This window comes from Solibacillus sp. FSL H8-0538 (assembly GCF_038003525.1).
In the GTDB taxonomy this organism is placed as follows: domain Bacteria; phylum Bacillota; class Bacilli; order Bacillales_A; family Planococcaceae; genus JBBOPI01.
Genome location: NZ_JBBOPI010000001.1, coordinates 620,743 through 640,548, shown reverse-complemented (window position 1 = coordinate 640,548; position 19,806 = coordinate 620,743). Strand labels below are relative to the sequence as shown.

The 19,806-nt window shown below is 37.3% G+C and carries 10 protein-coding genes and 1 pseudogene; 1 reads left to right on the top strand and 10 read right to left on the bottom strand.

Going from position 1 to position 19,806, the window contains the following annotated elements:
• Positions 1-29 precede the first annotated feature (29 nt).
• The 8 genes and pseudogenes from MHH87_RS02975 to MHH87_RS02940 all read right to left on the bottom strand — a co-directional run.
• Complete coding sequence (locus MHH87_RS02975; protein WP_340747844.1) at positions 30-2,873, bottom strand: 5'-nucleotidase C-terminal domain-containing protein; 2,844 nt, start codon at positions 2,871-2,873, stop codon at positions 30-32.
• Between the two features lie 433 nt (positions 2,874-3,306).
• On the bottom strand, positions 3,307-5,118 hold the full coding sequence (locus MHH87_RS02970) for a S8 family peptidase (RefSeq protein WP_340747843.1): 1,812 nt from the start codon (positions 5,116-5,118) through the stop codon (positions 3,307-3,309).
• A 59-nt stretch (positions 5,119-5,177) separates the two neighbouring features.
• Positions 5,178-5,351, bottom strand: a complete 174-nt coding sequence (locus tag MHH87_RS02965; RefSeq protein ID WP_340747842.1) for a hypothetical protein — start codon at positions 5,349-5,351, stop codon at positions 5,178-5,180.
• Between the two features lie 91 nt (positions 5,352-5,442).
• Entirely contained in the window at positions 5,443-5,838 is a 396-nt protein-coding gene (locus tag MHH87_RS02960) for a hypothetical protein (RefSeq protein WP_340747841.1), read from the bottom strand.
• Positions 5,839-6,313: 475 nt separating this feature from the next.
• A complete protein-coding gene (locus MHH87_RS02955) occupies positions 6,314-6,538 on the bottom strand; it encodes a hypothetical protein (protein ID WP_340747840.1) in 225 nt (74 codons plus the stop codon).
• A gap of 13 nt (positions 6,539-6,551) precedes the next feature.
• A complete protein-coding gene (locus tag MHH87_RS02950; RefSeq protein ID WP_340747839.1) occupies positions 6,552-7,064 on the bottom strand; it encodes a JAB domain-containing protein in 513 nt (170 codons plus the stop codon).
• Between the two features lie 302 nt (positions 7,065-7,366).
• Positions 7,367-12,523: an S-layer homology domain-containing protein gene (locus MHH87_RS02945; protein WP_340747838.1), complete on the bottom strand. Its 5,157-nt coding sequence runs from the start codon at positions 12,521-12,523 to the stop codon at positions 7,367-7,369.
• A gap of 836 nt (positions 12,524-13,359) precedes the next feature.
• Positions 13,360-13,598: pseudogene (locus tag MHH87_RS02940) on the bottom strand (transposase); the annotation flags it as partial.
• 687 nt (positions 13,599-14,285) lie between these two features.
• Between MHH87_RS02940 and MHH87_RS02935 the strand changes: the two are divergent.
• Positions 14,286-15,131: an integrase core domain-containing protein gene (locus MHH87_RS02935; RefSeq protein ID WP_340747837.1), complete on the top strand. Its 846-nt coding sequence runs from the start codon at positions 14,286-14,288 to the stop codon at positions 15,129-15,131.
• 367 nt (positions 15,132-15,498) lie between these two features.
• Here the strand turns inward: MHH87_RS02935 and tnpA are convergent, their stop codons facing one another.
• Both tnpA and MHH87_RS02925 read right to left on the bottom strand, forming a co-directional pair.
• A complete protein-coding gene (tnpA, locus tag MHH87_RS02930; protein ID WP_340747836.1) occupies positions 15,499-15,972 on the bottom strand; it encodes an IS200/IS605 family transposase in 474 nt (157 codons plus the stop codon).
• A 527-nt stretch (positions 15,973-16,499) separates the two neighbouring features.
• Positions 16,500-19,763, bottom strand: a complete 3,264-nt coding sequence (locus MHH87_RS02925) for a hypothetical protein (protein ID WP_340747835.1) — start codon at positions 19,761-19,763, stop codon at positions 16,500-16,502.
• Positions 19,764-19,806 lie beyond the last annotated feature (43 nt).

Sequence of the window (19,806 nt, the reverse complement as noted above, 5' to 3'; positions counted from 1 at the left end):
CTCCAAGCTTTTATCAAAATATTACTAAACTAAAAATTAGTATCTCCATAGACTTCAATATTCCCAAGATCAAAGTCACTTGCATCAAGTCCAGAGAGGTCCAAGTTACCTTCCACAAGTATATCCGCTAAAGAAAATGCACCTGATCGGGTTCCTCTAATAATTAAGTTCCCTTTTACTACCGCATGACGAAGGAGGGCCACATCAGTAATATTTACTGTCACGTCGCCTTTGTATACTTTTGGTGCTTCCATTGTGCCCGAGAAATCTCTTTCTGAAATATTTCCACCTGGAAGTTCCGTTCCTTTTCCTATTACGTCTACAATGCGTCCTTCTACTTTTGGATCAACACTACCTAGACTCACTAGATGATCGCGGAAATTTTCCCAATCAGATAAACCTAAATCCGTTACTCGACCCTCACTGTACGCTTTAGCCAAAACAGTAAAACCATCTCCGCCTTTCGCTGTGAAGGCATTTGTTGCAATTGTGTACGTTGCATTATCTAGTACTTCCGTGTAGGTATTATCTGCATTTTTATATTTAATAGAGACGATGCGTTCTCCAGCAGGTTTGGAAGAATCATATTCTACTTTTGCACCCGATACATGAAGGAATCCACCATTTTCTCGCGGGAGATCTTTCAGGCTATGTTCAAACGTTTCTTTTATTTCAGCTCCTGTCAAATTCATCGTTGCTAATGTGTTGCCAAATGGTAGCACTGTAATAACCTCACCTATTGTAATCGACCCTTCATTAATCCCCGCTCTAATTCCACCACCATTTTGGAATGCCATAATTACGTTTTGATTGTATGTCTTTGCTTTTTGAAGCATACCGTCAGTAATTACGTTTCCTAGTGGTGTTTCATTTTTACGTACACTCGGTTTTGTATTATCTCCATTGGTACGTGGATTTTCTAAGAGGCTCACCGCTGTTGCACCGATTTCTTGAGCTGCTAACTCTTCTACTTTCGCTTTATATGGTCCAAGTAATGTTGAAGCCTCTAAATCGTCTACTTTGTCTGCTATTTTTATTAGCTGACCTTCATGTTTAACAACAACACCTTTTTTATTAAATTCAACATCTAACGTCCCTAAGTAATCATTGTATTGATAGGCTTGCACAATAATTGTAGGTGTTCCATCTGCATCAACGATCACTGGCGTAGCTAATTGTGTATGGCTATGTCCACCAACAATGACATCGATCCCTTCAACCATTGCCGCTAAATTTAGATCATTGTCAAAGGCCGGGTTGTCATCATATCCGATATGTGTGATGGCAACAATTTTGTTAACACCCATTCCTTCAAATGCTTTGACTGCTTTATTTGCTTCTTCGATATAGTTCTCAAACGTAATAGCCCCTGGATTTGAAATATCCCGTGTTTCTGCAGTTGTAAGTCCAAAGAAACCTACTTTTTCCCCGTCAATTTCTTTCACAATACCATTGTAAATTTTCCCGTTTTTAGGATTACTTGAAATCAAGTCGGAGAATAAACCTTGAAGATTAGCATCATTTGAAAAATTCACATTAGAACTGACAAACGAGAACTGCGCGCCTTTAACAAAGTCTGCCAATGCTTTATGTCCCTCAGCACTGGACCCTAAATCAAATTCATGGTTACCAAATGTCATGATGTCATAACCCATTACATTCATAAATTGAAGATCAGCTTGTCCTTTAAATTCATTGAAATATAATGTACCAGAGAATACATCGCCCGCATCTACAAGTAGCGCGTTTGGTTTAGCTGCTCGAACTTCCTTCACAGCCGTCGCTTTTTTAGCGATTTGATTTAAATTTGCATGCGTGTCATTGGAATGCATGAGTGATAAGGTAAAAGATTTCAGAGGATTTGGTGGTCTCAATTCATGATTTATAAAGTAGAATCTTTGGAGATTATTAGCTGCTTTTTGATTGTAATCAACATACATTCCTTCATATCCAACGACTCTGTTAGGTGCATCCGTGCTTTCAATTTGCTCCTCAAGAATGGTCGGCTTATTATTCGCTTCGTCTTTATTCAACAGTGTCGCGTTCGTAATGTCTAATTTCGATTTGGACTTGGCTCCGGAATCTTTTGACACGATGATGCCACCTAATTTGTTGCCGCTCACATCAATTGTTCCGCTTAACGTAACCGATGAACCACTTATTTCAATTGCAGTATCTGCACCTGTCAATTTAATATTTGTTATTGAGCCGCTCGTTTTATCAAATTGCAGGACATAGGAATTATCCCCTTTTCCCGAAAAATCGCTAGTCAACGTATAACCATTTCCATAAATATGCTTTTCTGATGAAACCTTTAGCTTTTCTGTTATTTCCATACCGTTATTAATAGAAATAGTCTTAACTTTTGGATTGTTTATTGCTGCTTTTAATTCTTTAAATGTATTGACTGTCGCTACAGTTGGATCAATTTTTACGACTAACTTATCGGTCGCCGCTATTAAATCATTTAAAGCTTTTGCTACGTCTTTTGAAGAAGCTTTTTTATCCTTTACTACTTTTTGTGCTTCTGAAAGAGCTTGTTGCAATTTATTCCAACTATCTATTGTATAATCTTCTTTTTTTAGACTAACTACATTATTAATGGCGGTCTGTAGTTTGGCCTTGTCCACTATAGGTGTTGGTTTTTCATGATCTTTGTCGTGATCCTTATCGTGACCTTTTCCATGGTCTTTGTCGTGATCTTTTCCATGTCCTTTCCCATAATCTTTGTCTTGATCTTTTCCGTGTTCCTTCTCTGATTCTTTCTTTCCGTTTGCTTCTGAGGTGTTTGGTGCTACTGCAACAACCGCTGAAGTAACCAATGCTGTCGTTAGGCCAGCTTTAACAAACTTTATATAAGTCTTCCTATTCATCTCAAACCTCCTGTAAAATATTGTGACCTGTACAGTGTATGCAACGATTCAACTTTACATAAGGAACTTAAAATGTAGGTTTTTGCAAAAAAATATCATGATTTGTTATATAATCCACATTGATTTTCCTTGCTAACGATAAAGAGCCATCAATGCTATTTATGCATTCATGACTCTTTATTTTTGAAATACCTGTGGTGCACAATACTTTATTTTTTCACTTTTGTCATACGGTTTAATAACTTCGTTTTATCTTTGCTATTCGGTAGCTCATTTACTAACGCAAGCGCTAAATTATATGTTTTAGTCGTTTTGGATTTTTCATAGTTTACTACGCGTGTCGTCGCTTTTTTTAAGCTATTTGCATGTACTTTATTTACGCGCTTTTGTAAAATTGCTTGTTCCGCGGTAATAAATACTTGATTCTGAGCTTTTATCGCAACTGAATAACTTGCGAGCTTTTGTGATTTTCGTATGCCTCAACAGTTGAGTTCGCTATTGCTAACAAAGTTTTTACCTGCTGTTGTAGCCGTACATTCAATGAAGTTCGAAGCTCCGACGCCGGAATATTATTAATTGCTACTTGGGCAACCTTATAACTTTTAGCAGTTGGGGCTTTCTCAAAAGCCTCGACAACCTCCAGATTACTAGCGACCATTATGTATAACGCTTCCTCTAATTGCTTGGCCAACTTGTTTTTCACTTCATTTTTTGGCAAAGTAGCGAGCTCTACGGCAGCACGATTATAATTGACAACCGTTTTATTTTTTTCAAAGGTGTTTACCGTTTCTACGGCACTCTCGCTTAGCTGTTCCATAATGAGCGCTAGATTTTTCTCCGCTTCAGCTTTCAAGTTTGTCTCTTCCATTTTGCTAAGTAGCGCTTCTACACGTTCATAATTAGTTGTAGATGGTCTTTTTTCAAATTCCGTAATCGCTGTTCGCAGATGTTGTAAGAGCTTATAATGAATGGAATTCAACTCATTGATGAGCTCTAGCTTTGTCGTGCTTGCTTTCATATTATTTACAGCTGTTCTTGCTTGTTCGACGGTAACAGCGGAAGAACTTTGTAGTGCCTCTGTAACTAATTGCGCCTCTTGTGGGCTAGATGCGCTAGATGTAACATAATGCACGAGACCGTAGCCGTATAATTCATCGCGACCTGTCGCCCCTAAATCTCTAACATATACTTGCAAACCTAGTCGCAGCTCGTCATTCGATAAATATGGATACTTTTCTTTTAATAATGCTAAAACTCCTACAACATGAGGTGCTGCTACAGAAGTACCTTGCTTCGTCGCGAATTGGTCATTTAAAAACGTACTATACACGCCTTCGCCTGGTGCAGTAAATTCATTTTTCGGTCCGGTTGCACTCCAGCCACTGCGGCTAAAATTTTGATCAAGCGCAGCAACCGCAATCACTTCGTCATAGAGTGCAGGATAAAATACAGTGTTCTCTGACACATTTGAAGTCCCATTATTTCCGCTAGCGGCAACAACGAGTATTCCTTTACTGTAAGCCGTTTGAATCGCTTCTTTTAACGGACCGAGATCACTAGTATCACCAAAACTTAAATTAATGATATCCATGCCGTTTTCGATCGCCCAGTCAATGCCCTGTAACACATGTGCAACATCGCCGACACCCTCTTTATCTAGCACCCTCACTGCATAAATTTCGGAATTAGGCGCAATTCCTGCCGCACCAAAACCATTATGCTGTGCTCCGATAATGCCAGCTATGTGTGTGCCATGACCATGTTCATCGTCATAGTCATCACTAATAAAGGACACACCACCTGCAATAGAAAGGTCATTATGACTTGCAATACCGGAATCAATAATAGCAATTTTAACCCCTTTACCAGTCAACCCTTCCTGCCAGGTCACCGAACTATTAACCGCTGTTATATTCCATTGATTCGCCTCAGTTGTAGCAAATGTCGGGCTAATGCTCACTGCTTCTTCCAACAACTGGACTGTGTCATTTGTTTCAATTGTTACAATGTCTGGATGCTTTTGTAGCTGCACTAATTCACTATTATTCATTGTGACAGCAAGCATTTGTAAATGATCGTAGCTTGTAATGATGTCTGTACTTGCATTTATCGTAGCTTGTTTGCCCTCTTCATTCGCAAAATGTACGATAACAGCACGTTCTACATCTGCTGCAGCAAATGAAGGTTGGTAGCCAACTATAAACATGATGACTGTCAAAATACTTATAACAAACGTTCGTCTCATCCTAAACCTCCACTAATTTCATATTCTAGAAAGTGATAACATAATTGTAACATAACCCATTACACTGGCATCGCATTAAATGAACTATTAAAAGTTGTAGATGAGTGAACTTTTTCTACATTGATTAATTGCGTTGACGTGGATAAATACCTCAAAAAACTGACAGCCTCTAAGTTACTGAAACTAATGATCATCGCGCAAATACATGAATCAGAAAGGATTACATTCCACATTTTCATTTCACCCCCTTTTATGAAAAGACCAACCTCTGCCATGAGAGATTGGTCATTCTTTTAGGTCATTTGAAAAGTAACTTACTAGATATTAATGAATAGCATCGTTTAATAGAGCTGTCATGGATTCAATGTCATCTCGTATTCTTAATCGTTGGATGATTTGGTAGTAATCTTTTTTCACGTAATTAGTAAAGCGCTTATGGCTTTCTTCAAACGATGTTGCTTTCTTAGGTGGACGACGAGCATCATTTGGAAAATTCACAGCTTTTTCTGAAGCCTCTAACAATTCTTGTGTATGGGGAATGACCTTTTCCAATGTTGTTTCCTCACTTTTCGATTTTATTTTGATGACTCTCCGTTTCGGCTGTTCTTCGACATTTGGCTCCGTAGTTGATGTTAGATTTTCCTGAGCCAACGGTTCCCGCAACTCCTTCTGCTTTTGGTACTTTTCAACAGTTCTTTTAAATCCATCCCGACTATTCATTTCACTCACTCCGTTTTTAGTAGATGTTTACGTCTACGTAGTTGTCTAATTTTTTGTTTACATATTCATCTACTAAAACGGGAAAAAGAAGGAATTCACGACAGTATTATAATAATGACTTCAGTTTTTAAATACGCAAAATGAGCACATGCCATGTATCGTATGCACTTCTCCAATTAACTATTTTCTACATTTACTTTTGTCGTAAGATTTACTTTAATAATGTCGTGAGCTCCTTAGAGAATCCCATCGATCCGCATGATTTTTCGATCACCTAAATCTATTAAACTCTCAAAAATTCTATTGATTCGGTTTAGATTGACAATGTATTCATCACTAACTACTTGTGAAAGTGCTTCTTCTAAAAGTAATTCACGAAATTCATTTTCAGAAATCAATTCACCTAACTTATCATCTGCTAAAATTTCACGATAGTAGGTTTCATGGTCAATAGTTACGCTAATATTAGATTCGTTTAACTGGCTAACTCAACTCCCTCTGTAAAGTTTGATACGACTTCATCATTAACAAGCCATACTTTATATGGATCAGCTAATTGTTCAATGACGTGCGGAAGTACTATTGTTTCATCCACTTCATCTTTCTCAAACCAAATCGTTTCGTAGCCGATCTCACTTATCGGAACATAGTAACCTAGTTTCTTCGTTAACACTTGCGATAGACGTTGTTCAGCTGCCATTTGAATTCCTCCTTTAAATGTAACCTGATTCTTTTAGTGAACGGAAATTATCTTCGCACAATATTAAATGATCGATTACTTCAATGCCTATGATTTCACCTGCTTCTACTAATCTTTTCGTAACAGCAATGTCTTCAGGACTTGGTGTACTGTCGTTGCTAGGATGGTTATGAAAACAAATTATGCTTGCAGAGTTAGATAGTATTGCTGGTTTCAGTACCTCCCTAGGATGTACTATGCTAGAGTTAAGGCTGCCAATATGAACCGTCTGAATGCAAGTTGGCTGATTCTTCGTGTCCATACATAGGACCACAAAGTGCTCACGATCTACATCACCTAAAAACTCTTTCATTAATAAATACGCATCATGTGGAGAACGAATACGACGGTTCTTGTACATCATCGTTTTTTCCCTCACTAATTTTACACTCACAATATTCACTCGCTTCGCTTGCTCCTGTTTCTCTTCCTTCACAACATCAACAAATGGCAACGGTAACTGTACGGTGTAATCATACTTTCTCATTTCACATTCCTCCTAAAATAAAAATAGCTCTAATCCCTCGAAAGGAATTAGAGCTGGGTAAGTTAGAATAGCTATTCTATGAATATAATATATGGTTGAAATGTTAGTTGATGCGAGTTTAGAAGTAAGCGAAAGGAAGTTACCGCAATTGAATGCGATAACTCCCTTTTTAACTATTCATCCGACCTGAACAAATCTAGCAAAATGTCTATTGGTAGTTCCTAGAACCTATACCCCGTAGTTTGGTAGAGTTTTGTTCAGAATCACAGAACAACTAATTTAAAATGATTAGATACTCCATTTTAAGGATTTGAAATGGTAACATTAACATTTATTGTTCCAATTTCGACACCATTCACTAATACTTTTAAGCCTGTATAATTACCTTCTTCTAAAGTTATAGTTGTTGTAGCTATACCTTTATCATTGAATACTACACCGTTTACAGTTGCTAATTTATCTACTTCATTTTCAGATAAAACAACAACACTGTATGTTGGTTGTGTTGTTATTAGATTACCTGCATCATCTTTAATTACAATGGATAATTCAACATTACCTTCCGCAACAGTTCCAAGTGTTACAGTAGAATTTTCTCCATCTATATTTGCTACTAACAGATCAATCGCATCGTTGATCGCAGTTGTTTTGTCTGCTTTTTCTGTATCGTTTGTTTCTGGTAATCCTAGTGCTGTTGTTAATGCACCTTGGAATGCTGTCCAGCTTGCTGCTGTGTAATCAGCTTCTTGCTTACCTGATGCCGCAGTTTTTGCTGCTGTTAATGCTCCATTTACATTAAATACTAACAACGCAATCGCATCGTTGATCGCAGTTGTTTTGTCTGCTTTTTCTGTATCGTTTGTTTCTGGTAATCCTAATGCTGTTGTTAATGCACCTTGGAATGCTGTCCAGCTTGCTGCTGTGTAATCAGCTTCTTGCTTACCTGATGCCGCAGTTTTTGCTGCTGTTAATGCTCCATCTACATTAAATACTAACAACGCAATCGCATCGTTGATCGCAGTTGTTTTGTCTGCTTTTTCTGTATCGTTTGTTTCTGGTAATCCTAATGCTGTTGTTAATGCACCTTGGAATGCTGTCCAGCTTGCTGCTGTGTAATCAGCTTCTTGCTTACCTGATGCCGCAGTTTTTGCTGCTGTTAATGCTCCATCTACATTAGATACTAACAACGCAATCGCATCGTTGATCGCAGTTGTTTTGTCTGCTTTTTCTGTATCGTTTGTTTCTGGTAATCCTAATGCTGTTGTTAATGCACCTTGGAATGCTGTCCAGCTTGCTGCTGTGTAATCAGCTTCTTGCTTACCTGATGCCGCAGTTTTTGCTACTGTTAATGCTCCATCTACATTAGATACTAACAACGCAATCGCATCGTTGATCGCAGTTGTTTTGTCTGCTTTTTCTGTATCGTTTGTTTCTGGTAATCCTAATGCTGTTGTTAATGCACCTTGGAATGCTGTCCAGCTTGCTGCTGTGTAATCAGCTTCTTGCTTACCTGATGCCGCAGTTTTTGCTGCTTGTAACACAGTTGTAGGCGTAGCTTTGTCCACTAATGCCGCGATTGCATCTGTGATCACTTTCGCTGCTACTAATTTTTCACCATCTGTTGTTGCTGCATCTGCTGCTGCCACTGCGTCTGTTACTTCTTTATATGACTCTGCAGTGTAGTCTGCTGCTACTAACTTAGATGCCGCATCTTTCGCTGCTGCTAATGCATCCGCTCCTGGTGTTGCTGATGGTGCGTTTACTAATGCCGCGATCGCATCTGTGATTACTTTCGCTGCTGCTAATTTTTCGCCATCTGTTGTTGCTGCATCTGCTGCTGCCACTGCGTCTGTTACTGCTTTATATGACTCTGCAGTGTAGTCTGCTGCTACTAACTTAGATGCCGCATCTTTCGCTGCTGCTAATGCATCCGCTCCTGGTGTTGCTGATGGTGCGTTTACTAATGCCGCGATCGCATCTGTGATTACTTTCGCTGCTGCTAATTTTTCGCCATCTGTTGTTGCTGCATCTGCTGCTGCCACTGCGTCTGTTACTGCTTTATATGACTCTGCAGTGTAGTCTGCTACTACTAACTTAGATGCCGCATCTTTCGCTGCTGCTAATGCATCCGCTCCTGGTGTTGCTGATGGTGCGTTTACTAATGCCGCGATCGCATCTGTGATTACTTTCGCTGCTGCTAATTTTTCGCCATCTGTTGTTGCTGCATCTGCTGCTGCCACTGCGTCTGTTACTGCTTTATATGACTCTGCAGTGTAGTTTGCTGCTACTAACTTAGATGCCGCATCTTTCGCTACTGCTAATGCATCCACTCCTGGTGTTGGCGCAGGTAGGTCACCCACCAATACAGATTTATAATGATAAGCAATTACTTTGTCATTAGCGTCAAAGAATAGTACAAATACATTATAACTACCATCAGGATTATCATAACTACTTAAGTCCTGTGTCATTCCTGTACTTGACGCAGTACTTAATGATTGTTTTACTGCATTAGGCAACTCGTATTCTATAAATTGACTTAATAAATTGTATGCTCTATTACTAAGCATAGCAATTTTTTGTGTACCTTGTGGAACTTCACTATTCGTTACACTAGCTTGAATTTCCCACTTATTATTTGTTTTTATAGCTTGAACATCAACCCCATCAGTTACATTGTTAATAATAGTAACTACTTGTGGCGTTGAGACATTACCAGCACTATCAACTGCATAAATTTTATACTCACCTGGAGCTAAATTTGTTGTAGTAATTTTAAAATCCGTATTCGCAGTAGATACTGAAGTTTTTTTAGCATTATTTCCTGAAACCAAGTTTTCTAATTCACTTTTGTTAGTTGGACTTTGTGAACCATGTACTAAGTAAACTTCACCTATTTCATTGCTCTTAAAATATACATTTTCACCTTCTCCAATCGAAGGTAAACCTACTGTTAATGTTGGCGCAGTTTGGTCACCTGAAAATACAGTTACATATTCAGATGCTACACCTGACACACTACCTACAGTTACTTTTACTTGATATGTGCCTGCTGGTAATTCCGAAGACGAGAAATCAACTTTACCATCTATAATATCTGCATTACGAGTGTAGTCAGCTAATGGAGTACTGGCTACTACATCATTTTCTACTTTATAAAATTCAACAGTTGCTTTTGTCGCTTTTGAATTTGCTACTGAAGCTGTTATTGTAATCCTCTTACCGTCAGTACCGATAATTGCATTTACAGCATTAATCGTTACTGCTGGATCTACACCAACTGCTTTTGCTGCTGTTTCTACATTTTTAGCTTCGGTAACTGCTTTAGTAGCTTTTTCAACCTTTGCTTTTTGCTCATTAGTTAATTCAAGTTTTCCTAAGCCTGTAACACAGTTTTCTAATTTCTTAGTTAATGTTGTAATTTCTCCCAACAGATTGGCCAATTGTTGTTTTAATGTATCGACATCGACTGTCGCATTAGCAAGTACTGGTGTAAGTGATGCTAAACGAACATTATTATTGAATGCTGCTGATGTTGCTTCTTCAGCCTGTTTTATTTGTTTGATTAATTCATCTGCTTTAGCTACTTTTTCGTTAATTTCATTTTTAAGATTTTCTGCTTCTAAGATAAGATTTTCTGCTGTTATTGCTTCAATTTCAGTAATTGCAGTGAGTTTTAATGATGCTTTAATTGGTGTACCTGCTACAGTCCCTGTGAAGATAGCATCCTTTTTATATTCAGTAAATGTTACTTTACCACCTGTAATCGTAATACCTTCTGGAGCAGTCCAAGTTACAGATTTAGTATCTGTTTTACCATTGCTTAAAGTTACTGTTACTGTAGTTGGCAATGTATAAGCTTTATTTACTACTGCTATATCTGTAATGGCACTTACTCCAGTAACAGTTACAGTAGTCTCAATTCCCGAGTTTGAGTCACTGCCTCCTGATCCTGTGCCTGAACCATTGCTTCCTGGTGGTGTAGTGGCATTACCAGTTACTACATTATTTATATTTGATTTAATTGATTCGTAGTTTTTGATGATGCCTGCAGCTGTAGTATTTGCCGGCAAAGTTACCTCACCAATTTTGATGGATGCTGCTACATCTACTCTTGCATCTGTATTGTTAACTACCAATTTCGCAATAGATCCAATAATTCCTAAAGCTACATCTACTGCCTTTTCAAGTGTTACTTCATCAAATGACCCTGCACCTGAAATTGCAATATTTACTGTTACGTTAACTGTTACTTTTGCTACATCTGCATCTACTTGAATTGCAGAAACTTTTGCTGACACAGTTAACTCTGGTAGTTTTACATCTGAAGCTAAAGCTACATTGTCACGCTTTACGTGTACGTTCTTCACATTACTATTTTTAAAGCCAATTTTCGGACCTTTTGTTGTGTTTGCAAAGATTGGTGTAACTGAGGCAACTGGACCACTAGCATCTTCAACAATGAAATCACCATCGTTTATTAATGCATCTGCAGAAAATTCGTTCACGACGCTGTTAGTAAGTGAGATATTGCCTTGAACTGTAATATTTTTCACTTTCACGTAATCCGCGTTGACAACTAAATCACCTGCAATTGTCAAATTACCGCCATCTAATGTGACAAGCGCACCTTCTGCACCCGCAACATTTAATTGTAATGAGTTTATTCCTACAATTTCATCACCTAATAATGTTGCATTTACAACGGCACCCTCTAAAGCAGCATTATTTGCTTCATTTAATAGTCCTTTTAATGCTGTTGAAATTTTGTATTCCCCTACTTTATTATCAGCTACTTGTGAAATTGTGAATGTTACATCTTTTGTAACAACTGCTGTTGTCGTTTCTGCACGAATTACAAATGAAGCTAACTGACCACGTGTTACGTTTGAAGAACCATCAAATGTTGTAGCTGTTTTACCAGTTGTTACACCAGCTGAATAAAGTGCATTAACATATTGTGCATAGTCTGCTCTTACATCTCTTAATGGTGTTTTAGAATTAGCTGGTGCTTCTAAGTTAAATGCGCCAGCAATAATTTTCGCCATATGATTACGTTGTACAGCAGCACCTGGACGGAATGTGCTGTCCTCATAACCATTAATAATCCCAGCATTGGCTAGAGCAGCGATTGCTCCGTAATATTGGTGAGAAGTAGGAACATCTTTAAAGCCAGGGTTCGTAACATTTGTCGTATCTAGCCCTAAAACACCCGCAATAATTTTTGCTGCTTGTCCACGTGTCACATCTTGTTTGGGTTTGAATGTGCCATCGCTAAAGCCGCCTATTACACCACGTTCCGCTAACTGTAAAACGTCCCCATAGAAATAATCGTTTGCCTTCACATCTGAGAATTGAGTACTTGCTTGAGTTGCCACTGGTGCCACAACTACGATACTACCTACAGCTACAGCAGCTACCATAGAAGTTTTTGCATACTTCTTTGTATTTTTCTTCAATCTTTATTCCTCCTATATTAAAAAAATATTCTATATTTATTGAACAATACAATTATATAATAAATAACCAGGTACTTCTATATAATTACCAATTTTGTAGACTATTTGTTTAAATACCATGGATAATATGTACCTATATTAGATTATATTAAATTTACTATTTACTTAATCTAGCTTAATATAGCATCATTCTTTTGAATTATATGTACTAAATTTAGACGCTATGGAATTGTATTTTACAAGAAGAAATCACGATAAATGTAACGGAAAACGTCAGGTAAATAGAACTATCAAATGCAAAGGATATTAAATGGGCAGTAGTAAAGTCAAATATTACAGGTAAGTTAACAAACGAACAAATCATGATGTAATTTGTCATTAAAAATAGATCACAAATTAAAATATGGATGAGATGGTATAGAAACAATGAACTCTATCGATTTGACTAGCCGATTGACAAGCAATATACCTATCCTAAGGGTAAATTAGAAACAGATAAAATGAACCGAAAAATGGCGCATTTAGAAATGGAAAATGAAATCTTAAAAAAGTTGATGGCGATCGAAAAGGAGTTGAACGGAACGTAGCACTACCAACTGTCGAGAAACTACGTAAAAAATAGACAGTGACAATGATTTTAAAGGTTTTAGGCATTCCTAGAGCGACGTATTATCGTTGGTTGAAGGAAGGAGTGAATGAAGAATTAACGGATGTGGAGCAAAAGATAATTTAATTGTGTAAGCCAACAAAATATCGAAATGGGCATCGGAAAATTAAGCGACTTAAAAAAAATGGTTCTTTGTCAATAGTTGGGGTGGGGATACAATTATCCACCCTTATCCTATTTCATTGCTTATTGTTTTGTATTGATGTGATAATACAATTTTGGCGGTAATCGATCAAATCGAAGGTAGCCAAAAGCATTGCGTTTAATTACTTTTGTTAAATTATTTAAACCTTCTACGAAGCCGTTTGAAAAGTTGAGGATTTCTGTTTGCCAATTTTAGAGATTTTTCACACTGCGTTTAAACTCTGGAATATCAGCTTCTTCTACCGCTTCATAAAACTTCAGAAGGATTTAAAATGTACCCTATAAGATAGAATTAATACAAATTAGAAAAAGCCTTTCACTCCACGATGGAATGAAAGGCTTTTAGTGATACTATTCATTATTATGGTATATGCTTGAAGCTTTGTTTGATGCGGTTTTATGTATGTTCATGCTTTGACAAGTGCTTTAGTCTACTGCCATTAATGGCAATGATTCAATTTTACTTATTAATGAATCCATTTTAGTTTCAACTTCTGCTAACTCATCTAAAAGAGTTAGTAGTTCATTACTTACCACATTGTCCTCTGCTGGTTGAATATTTAATAGCTGTTTTGGGCGAGAATTTTTTTCTATCCACCTTGTATTTATGAGAAAGCATTACATCATTTTATCTGGAACTCCAAACAAAACTTGTATAAATTTATTAATAAAAGTATATAAACTACTAGGAGGATTAACAATAGCGTCTATTCGTTCTTTATATGTATGCTCCAAAGAATGGTTTCACTATCTTTTTCAATTTCTACAACTCTACTTTAAAACGTCGCATGCTATTAAAATGGAAAATATAGCTCTCAGAAGTCAGCTAGCACTATATGTCCAACGATACGAAAAACAAAAACTCCCGAAGCCAAGACCGACACCAGCCTTTCGAAAGCTTTGGGTATTCCTTTCCAAGTATTTAGAAAACTGGAGGATTACTTAATTGTTGTGAAACCAGAAACCGTCATTAAATGGCATCAAACAGCTTTCAAATTATACTGGAAACGTAAATCAAGAAAAACAGGTCGACCGAAAATATCTCAAGATACGATCAAGCTAATAAAGCAAGTACATCATGAAAACCCTTTACTATCACCAGAAAAAATCAATGAAAAACTACTTCTATTAGGAATTGAAAAACCACCTGCACCAAATACAATTGCTAAATATATACCCAGTACAAGAAAACCACCTACTGAAAAACGAATTCAAACATGGCAGACTTTCCTGAATAACCATCAGTCTGTTAGTTGGGCAACTGATTTCTTTACGATACCTACATTAACTTTCAATGTACTTTATGTATTAGTAATTATTGATCATCAAAACCGAAAGATTATTTCTTTTGGCGTCACATCTAATCCTACTGCACAATGGACCATACAACAGTTCAGAAATGCAACGCCCTTTGGTGAAGTACCTAAATACCTTATTCATGATTATGATCCTATTTTCCGTTCTAAAGCATTCCAACGTTTTTTACTATCATCAGGGATTACCTCTAAGAGAACGTCTTATCGCTCTCCGTGGCAGAATCCTTATGCAGAAAGAGTAATTGGTACGTTTAAGCGTGAGCTAGTAAACCACATCATCCCACTTAACCAATTACACTTACATAAACTACTTCACGAATACATCAACGACTACTACAATACGAATCGAACACATCAAGGAATTGAAGGAAAAACACCTATTGCTTCTCCAATCTATCTTCCGACATCAGCAGCGGAAACAAAACTAGAAGCAACCATCGTGTTAAACGGTCTTTATCATACCTATAAAAATGTAGCATAATCCATCACTATCTTTTTTTTAAAACCTTCATGGAAAGGTTTATTTGTCATTCCTTTCTTTTTCACATTCTTTCATTCCTCTCGTATGTTCCGATTCCATTTCGTCAAAAATAGACTTACCACTCAAGATAAAAACGAATCCTTCTTTAAAAATAGGATGATTTAAACTCGTATATATTTTTTGAAGGGGACACCCTGTGCACGATAATATATTTGAAAAGGGAACTGAGACTAAAATCAAAACCACCAGTATAACTGGTGGTTTGCTCTACGCGTGAAACGCTGGGGTACTGGCTCATGTCTAAAGACATTCTGAAAGGTCCGCCAACCGCACTCCGTTTCCTCACAGACCGCTAAAGCGGCTTATTTTATCTTTTCTTTCTCTTGATTTCTTCTCCTGTGAATGGGTCAATGAATTCTTTCATTGTCATTTGATCTTCCAGGATATCTTCTTGTAATTGGTTTTTGATGTACTCTTGAATTACTTTTCGGTTTCGTCCTACAGTGTCTACATAATATCCTCGACACCAAAATTTACGATTTCCATATCGATATTTCAAATTCGCATGTCGATCGAATATCATGAGACTACTTTTCCCTTTTAAATAACCTACAAATGCCGATACGCTTAACTTCGGTGGGATACTTACTAACATATGAATATGATCTGGACATGCCGTTGCTTCAATAATTTTTACACCTTTTCTTTCACATAGTTGGCGTAGTATACGACCTATGTCCGCTTTTATTTGACCATAAATAATTTGTCTTCTGTACTTTGGTGCGAAGACGATGTGATACTTACAATTCCATGTTGTATGTGCTAAACTTTTATTATCCATTTTGGATACTCCTTTCGTACGAAGTCGGTTGACTAGACCTGACTTTATTGTACGACTGGAGTTTTTTTTTTGTCCATAGCTAAAAGCTTTTTGGAACCCCCCGCATAGCAGAGAGCACTGAAAAACCCTTAATCAGTATTTTTATACTTCTTCGATATTTTATCCAAAAAGCATAGGCACGGCGATGCGAGACTTCTGCAAGGGACGTAGTACAGGTGAGATCCTACAGGAGCGTAGCCTCGAGGAGGGTCGCCAACGCCCGCAAAAAAGCGTGTACCGCGGCACCAATGCCCTATCACTATTTAGCCTATATTTAGTGGAGTTTTCAGTAGAAATCCACTTTTTCAGTGCCCTCGCATAGCAGGGGGTTTTCAAAACATACAAAAAAGCCCTGTAGAGATTTTCTCTCTACAGAGCCTTTTCGACTTTCACAATTCATCTTTACTAAACTATATAATCTGAATCGCGTAATCTAACATCTAGCATTAACTAGAGTTGTTTTAAAATATAATGTATCAAAACTTAAATTATTGGATAGCAGTAGGTGCTGCAGAAAGATCAGTACCATTTTCATCTTCAATTTCAGTTGCAATAACATTAATGTTTTTACCTTTTACAAGAGCAGTAGCAGTAGTAATAGTGATTACTGCAGATTTATTGTCAGCGCCTAGTACTGTAGTACCAGCAAATGTAGTTGGACCACTTAAAGCAAAGTCCGTAGTTGCATTAGCAAGATTTACAGTAGATGCAGTAACTGCTTTAGAGAAGTTAACTGTAACTACATCTTTACCGCCCGTGAAGTCAGTAGTGCCATTAGCAACAGTTGGTGTTCCTGTACCACTTAGAGTTGCAGTGAAACCAGCATGACCATCAATTAGTGAAGCAAGTGTTAATTGATCTAGTGGTAATTGAGCTCCTCCAGCGTCTGTAGCACGAGTTACTGTTAAAACATTGCCAGCTAAAAGAATAGTTGTAGCAGCACTATTTCCAGTACCATCTGCGATTACGATGTCAAGTTCGTTACCGAAAGCACCAGCATGAGAAGTAGCTACAGCACCTTCTAAACCTACAGTGATTGTTTGACCAAGAGAACTAATTATCGCAGTTGCTGGTGTAGCAACTGTTGTTGCACTTGATAATGTAGCAACTGTAGTATTAAGCGTTGCAGTATCTGTATCAACACCAGCAACATTAGCTGCTGTTTTAGCATCGTTATAAGTTACAGTTAACGTTCCATCGGCTAAAGTTGCAAGTTGAGCTGGTGAAATAGTACCTGTGAATACTGAATCATCATTATCTACTTCAGTTAATGTTACAGAAACTGTTCTACCAGTAGTATCTGCAACAGTTACAGTAGTTGTTTGTTGAGATGCTGTACTTGTATTTAAGTCAGCATCTGTAACAGTAATTGTTTGGCTAGCTGAAGCATTGAATGTTGCATTTGTAAACTTAACATCTCCAGTTACACTTGGAGCTGGTGTAGTAGGCAATGGATTGCCTGAACCACGATAATCGAATTTATAGTTACCATTTGCATCACGAATAGCTGTTACTTCAGAATAAAGATTATCATCATCATTATCCTCTGAAATTAAGCTTTCAAATTTATCTTTATCGATAGTTAATCCATATTCTGCAAATGATGCATTAGCATAGCTTACAGATTGGTAGAATCCACCAGTTGTTTTAGCGAATGTAATTTCATCTTTAACTGCATCAATTTTTGCATCACCAGTAAATATAGATGGTATTACATTTGAATTTGTAAAGCTTACAGTTGCAGCTTGAGTTGGAAGAATTCCATTTGCTCCAGTTACATTTACAGTAACTGTATCTGCACTAGTTGTAGTTACACGAATAGTCGCTTCACCAGTTGAATTAGATACTACTTGGTAAGTTTTTGTATTACCAAGGTTTTGTGATGGATTTAATACACTACCAGAAACATTATCAGTTACGATTGCGTTTCCGAATGTAGAAGTTACATCAAATGCTAATTGGTAGTTAGCAGTAGTCGGTCTATAAGCAAAACCATTTTGGTCTACTGATTGGTAAGTTACATATGCTTCTGTACCAGCAGTTGTTGATGTAATTTCATTTCCATTAGCATCTTTAACTTTAATCACTGCATTTTTAACAACTGGAGATTTGAAGTAAGTTACTTCAGCAACTTGTTGAACGTCTTCTTTATTTAATTTTGCAGGAATTTCATTACCTGCAGTATTTAAGAATACCGTTGGTTTGGCGAATGAAGTTGCACCAGAACCAGCTACACGGAATGTTGCTTTACCATCTTTACCAACTGTAATTGCATAAGCAACATCTTGTACTACTGTTCTGAAGTTTTCTTTAGCTGTAGTGAAGTAAACAGAACCAAAGAAGTTATCTTTTTCGAACGTAACATAAGCAGTTGAACCTTCTGGTGCTAATTTTCCATCTTTATCAGTTACAGTAACTGTATAAGTACGACCACCAACTGAATTTTGATTATAAGCAAATGGAGTTGCAACATATTCTGCTGAGTTTGCAGTACCTTCTGCTACTACAGATACTTTTAATGCATCAATTTTTGAGTATTTAACGGCTGGAGCTTCAGCTTGTAATGCTGTTTTAGAATACTCATCATCAATGCGAGTACCTGCAGAATTTAAGTTGTCAGACACTGTATTAGCATCATATACAACTGGAGTTGCTGTTAAGTTTTCTCCGTATACAGTGAATGTTGCTTCACCATCTGCATCAGTACGAACTTCTGCAACTATATTATTTCCGCCTGTTGATAATTCAGTAGGAATTACAAATAGGCTTGAGCCAGCATTTTGAACATTTAATTTTGTAATTTTATCAGGTGTAACATCGATATTTTCTTTAACTGTTACAAAGTAAGTTGTGTTTTTAGCACCAGTTACTTTGTATGATTTTTTAGTGTTATTAGTCAGATCATTACCTGTAGTAATCTCTGAAACTGCTAATTGGATTTTGTCAGCCCAGTAAACTTTACCAGCAGAGTATTTCGTACGATCACCAGTAGCGTATGCTACAACATCGTCTGTTACTTTTGTATAACGAGTGTAAGTATAAGATGCTACACCGTCAGCGTTAGTAATTGCTTCAGCAGTGATCGCGTTTGCTAAAGAGCCTTGTTGTGGAACGTTGAATGTTACAGGTATACCTGCAGCAGATTGTCCTTCTGGAACTGTTACTTTAGCAGATACAGTTACTTCTTTACCAAGAACACCTTGGATTGATTTAGTAACAACATCAATTTTAGTTGGAATTACAGCAGATACACCTTTGAATGTACCAGCTTTGTTTCCATTAACAGTCAATGTATAAACTTTATCGCCAGTTTGTACTGCTGTAGTTAATACTGCAGTTTTAGCGTCCGTTTGTTTAACTACTGCGTTAGAAATTTCAAGACCTTCGATAGCGAAGTCAACTGCTTTAATGTCTTCGATAGCATCTTTGAAAGTTACTTCAACCGTTGTAGTGTTAATAGCCTTAATAGAAGCTACAGCACCAACAGCGCCTGTTACAGATGAGAAATCAGTATTGATAGTTTTGTATAAGAATGTAGCGAATTGGCCACGAGTAGTTGAGCCTTTTGGATTGAAGTTCGCTACAGATGGGTTTGTGATATCGAAGAAGTCTAATACTTCGATAGCAGAACGAGCTTCAGCTTTAGCTACGAAAAGATCTTTTACATCGCCTGAGAAGTCTTGATCAGCTACATAAGCTTCAAGGTTGATATCATTGATTGTGTTGAAAGCACGAACTAAAACGACAGCCATGTTTTCGCGAGTGATTTTGTCACCTGCTAGTAGCTTACCGTTA

What these genes read in the sequence shown, in the direction of transcription:
- MHH87_RS02960 (WP_340747841.1), bottom strand. Translation starts at nt 5,838, where the DNA reads ATGAATAGTCGGGATGGATTTAAAAGAACTGTTGAAAAGTACCAAAAG.
- MHH87_RS02955 (WP_340747840.1), bottom strand. Translation starts at nt 6,538, where the DNA reads ATGGCAGCTGAACAACGTCTATCGCAAGTGTTAACGAAGAAACTAGGT.
- MHH87_RS02965 (WP_340747842.1), bottom strand. Translation starts at nt 5,351, where the DNA reads ATGTGGAATGTAATCCTTTCTGATTCATGTATTTGCGCGATGATCATT.
- MHH87_RS02975 (WP_340747844.1), bottom strand. Translation starts at nt 2,873, where the DNA reads ATGAATAGGAAGACTTATATAAAGTTTGTTAAAGCTGGCCTAACGACA.
- MHH87_RS02950 (WP_340747839.1), bottom strand. Translation starts at nt 7,064, where the DNA reads ATGAGAAAGTATGATTACACCGTACAGTTACCGTTGCCATTTGTTGAT.
- MHH87_RS02925 (WP_340747835.1), bottom strand. Translation starts at nt 19,763, where the DNA reads ATGGCTGTCGTTTTAGTTCGTGCTTTCAACACAATCAATGATATCAAC.
- MHH87_RS02970 (WP_340747843.1), bottom strand. Translation starts at nt 5,118, where the DNA reads ATGAGACGAACGTTTGTTATAAGTATTTTGACAGTCATCATGTTTATA.
- tnpA (WP_340747836.1), bottom strand. Translation starts at nt 15,972, where the DNA reads ATGGATAATAAAAGTTTAGCACATACAACATGGAATTGTAAGTATCAC.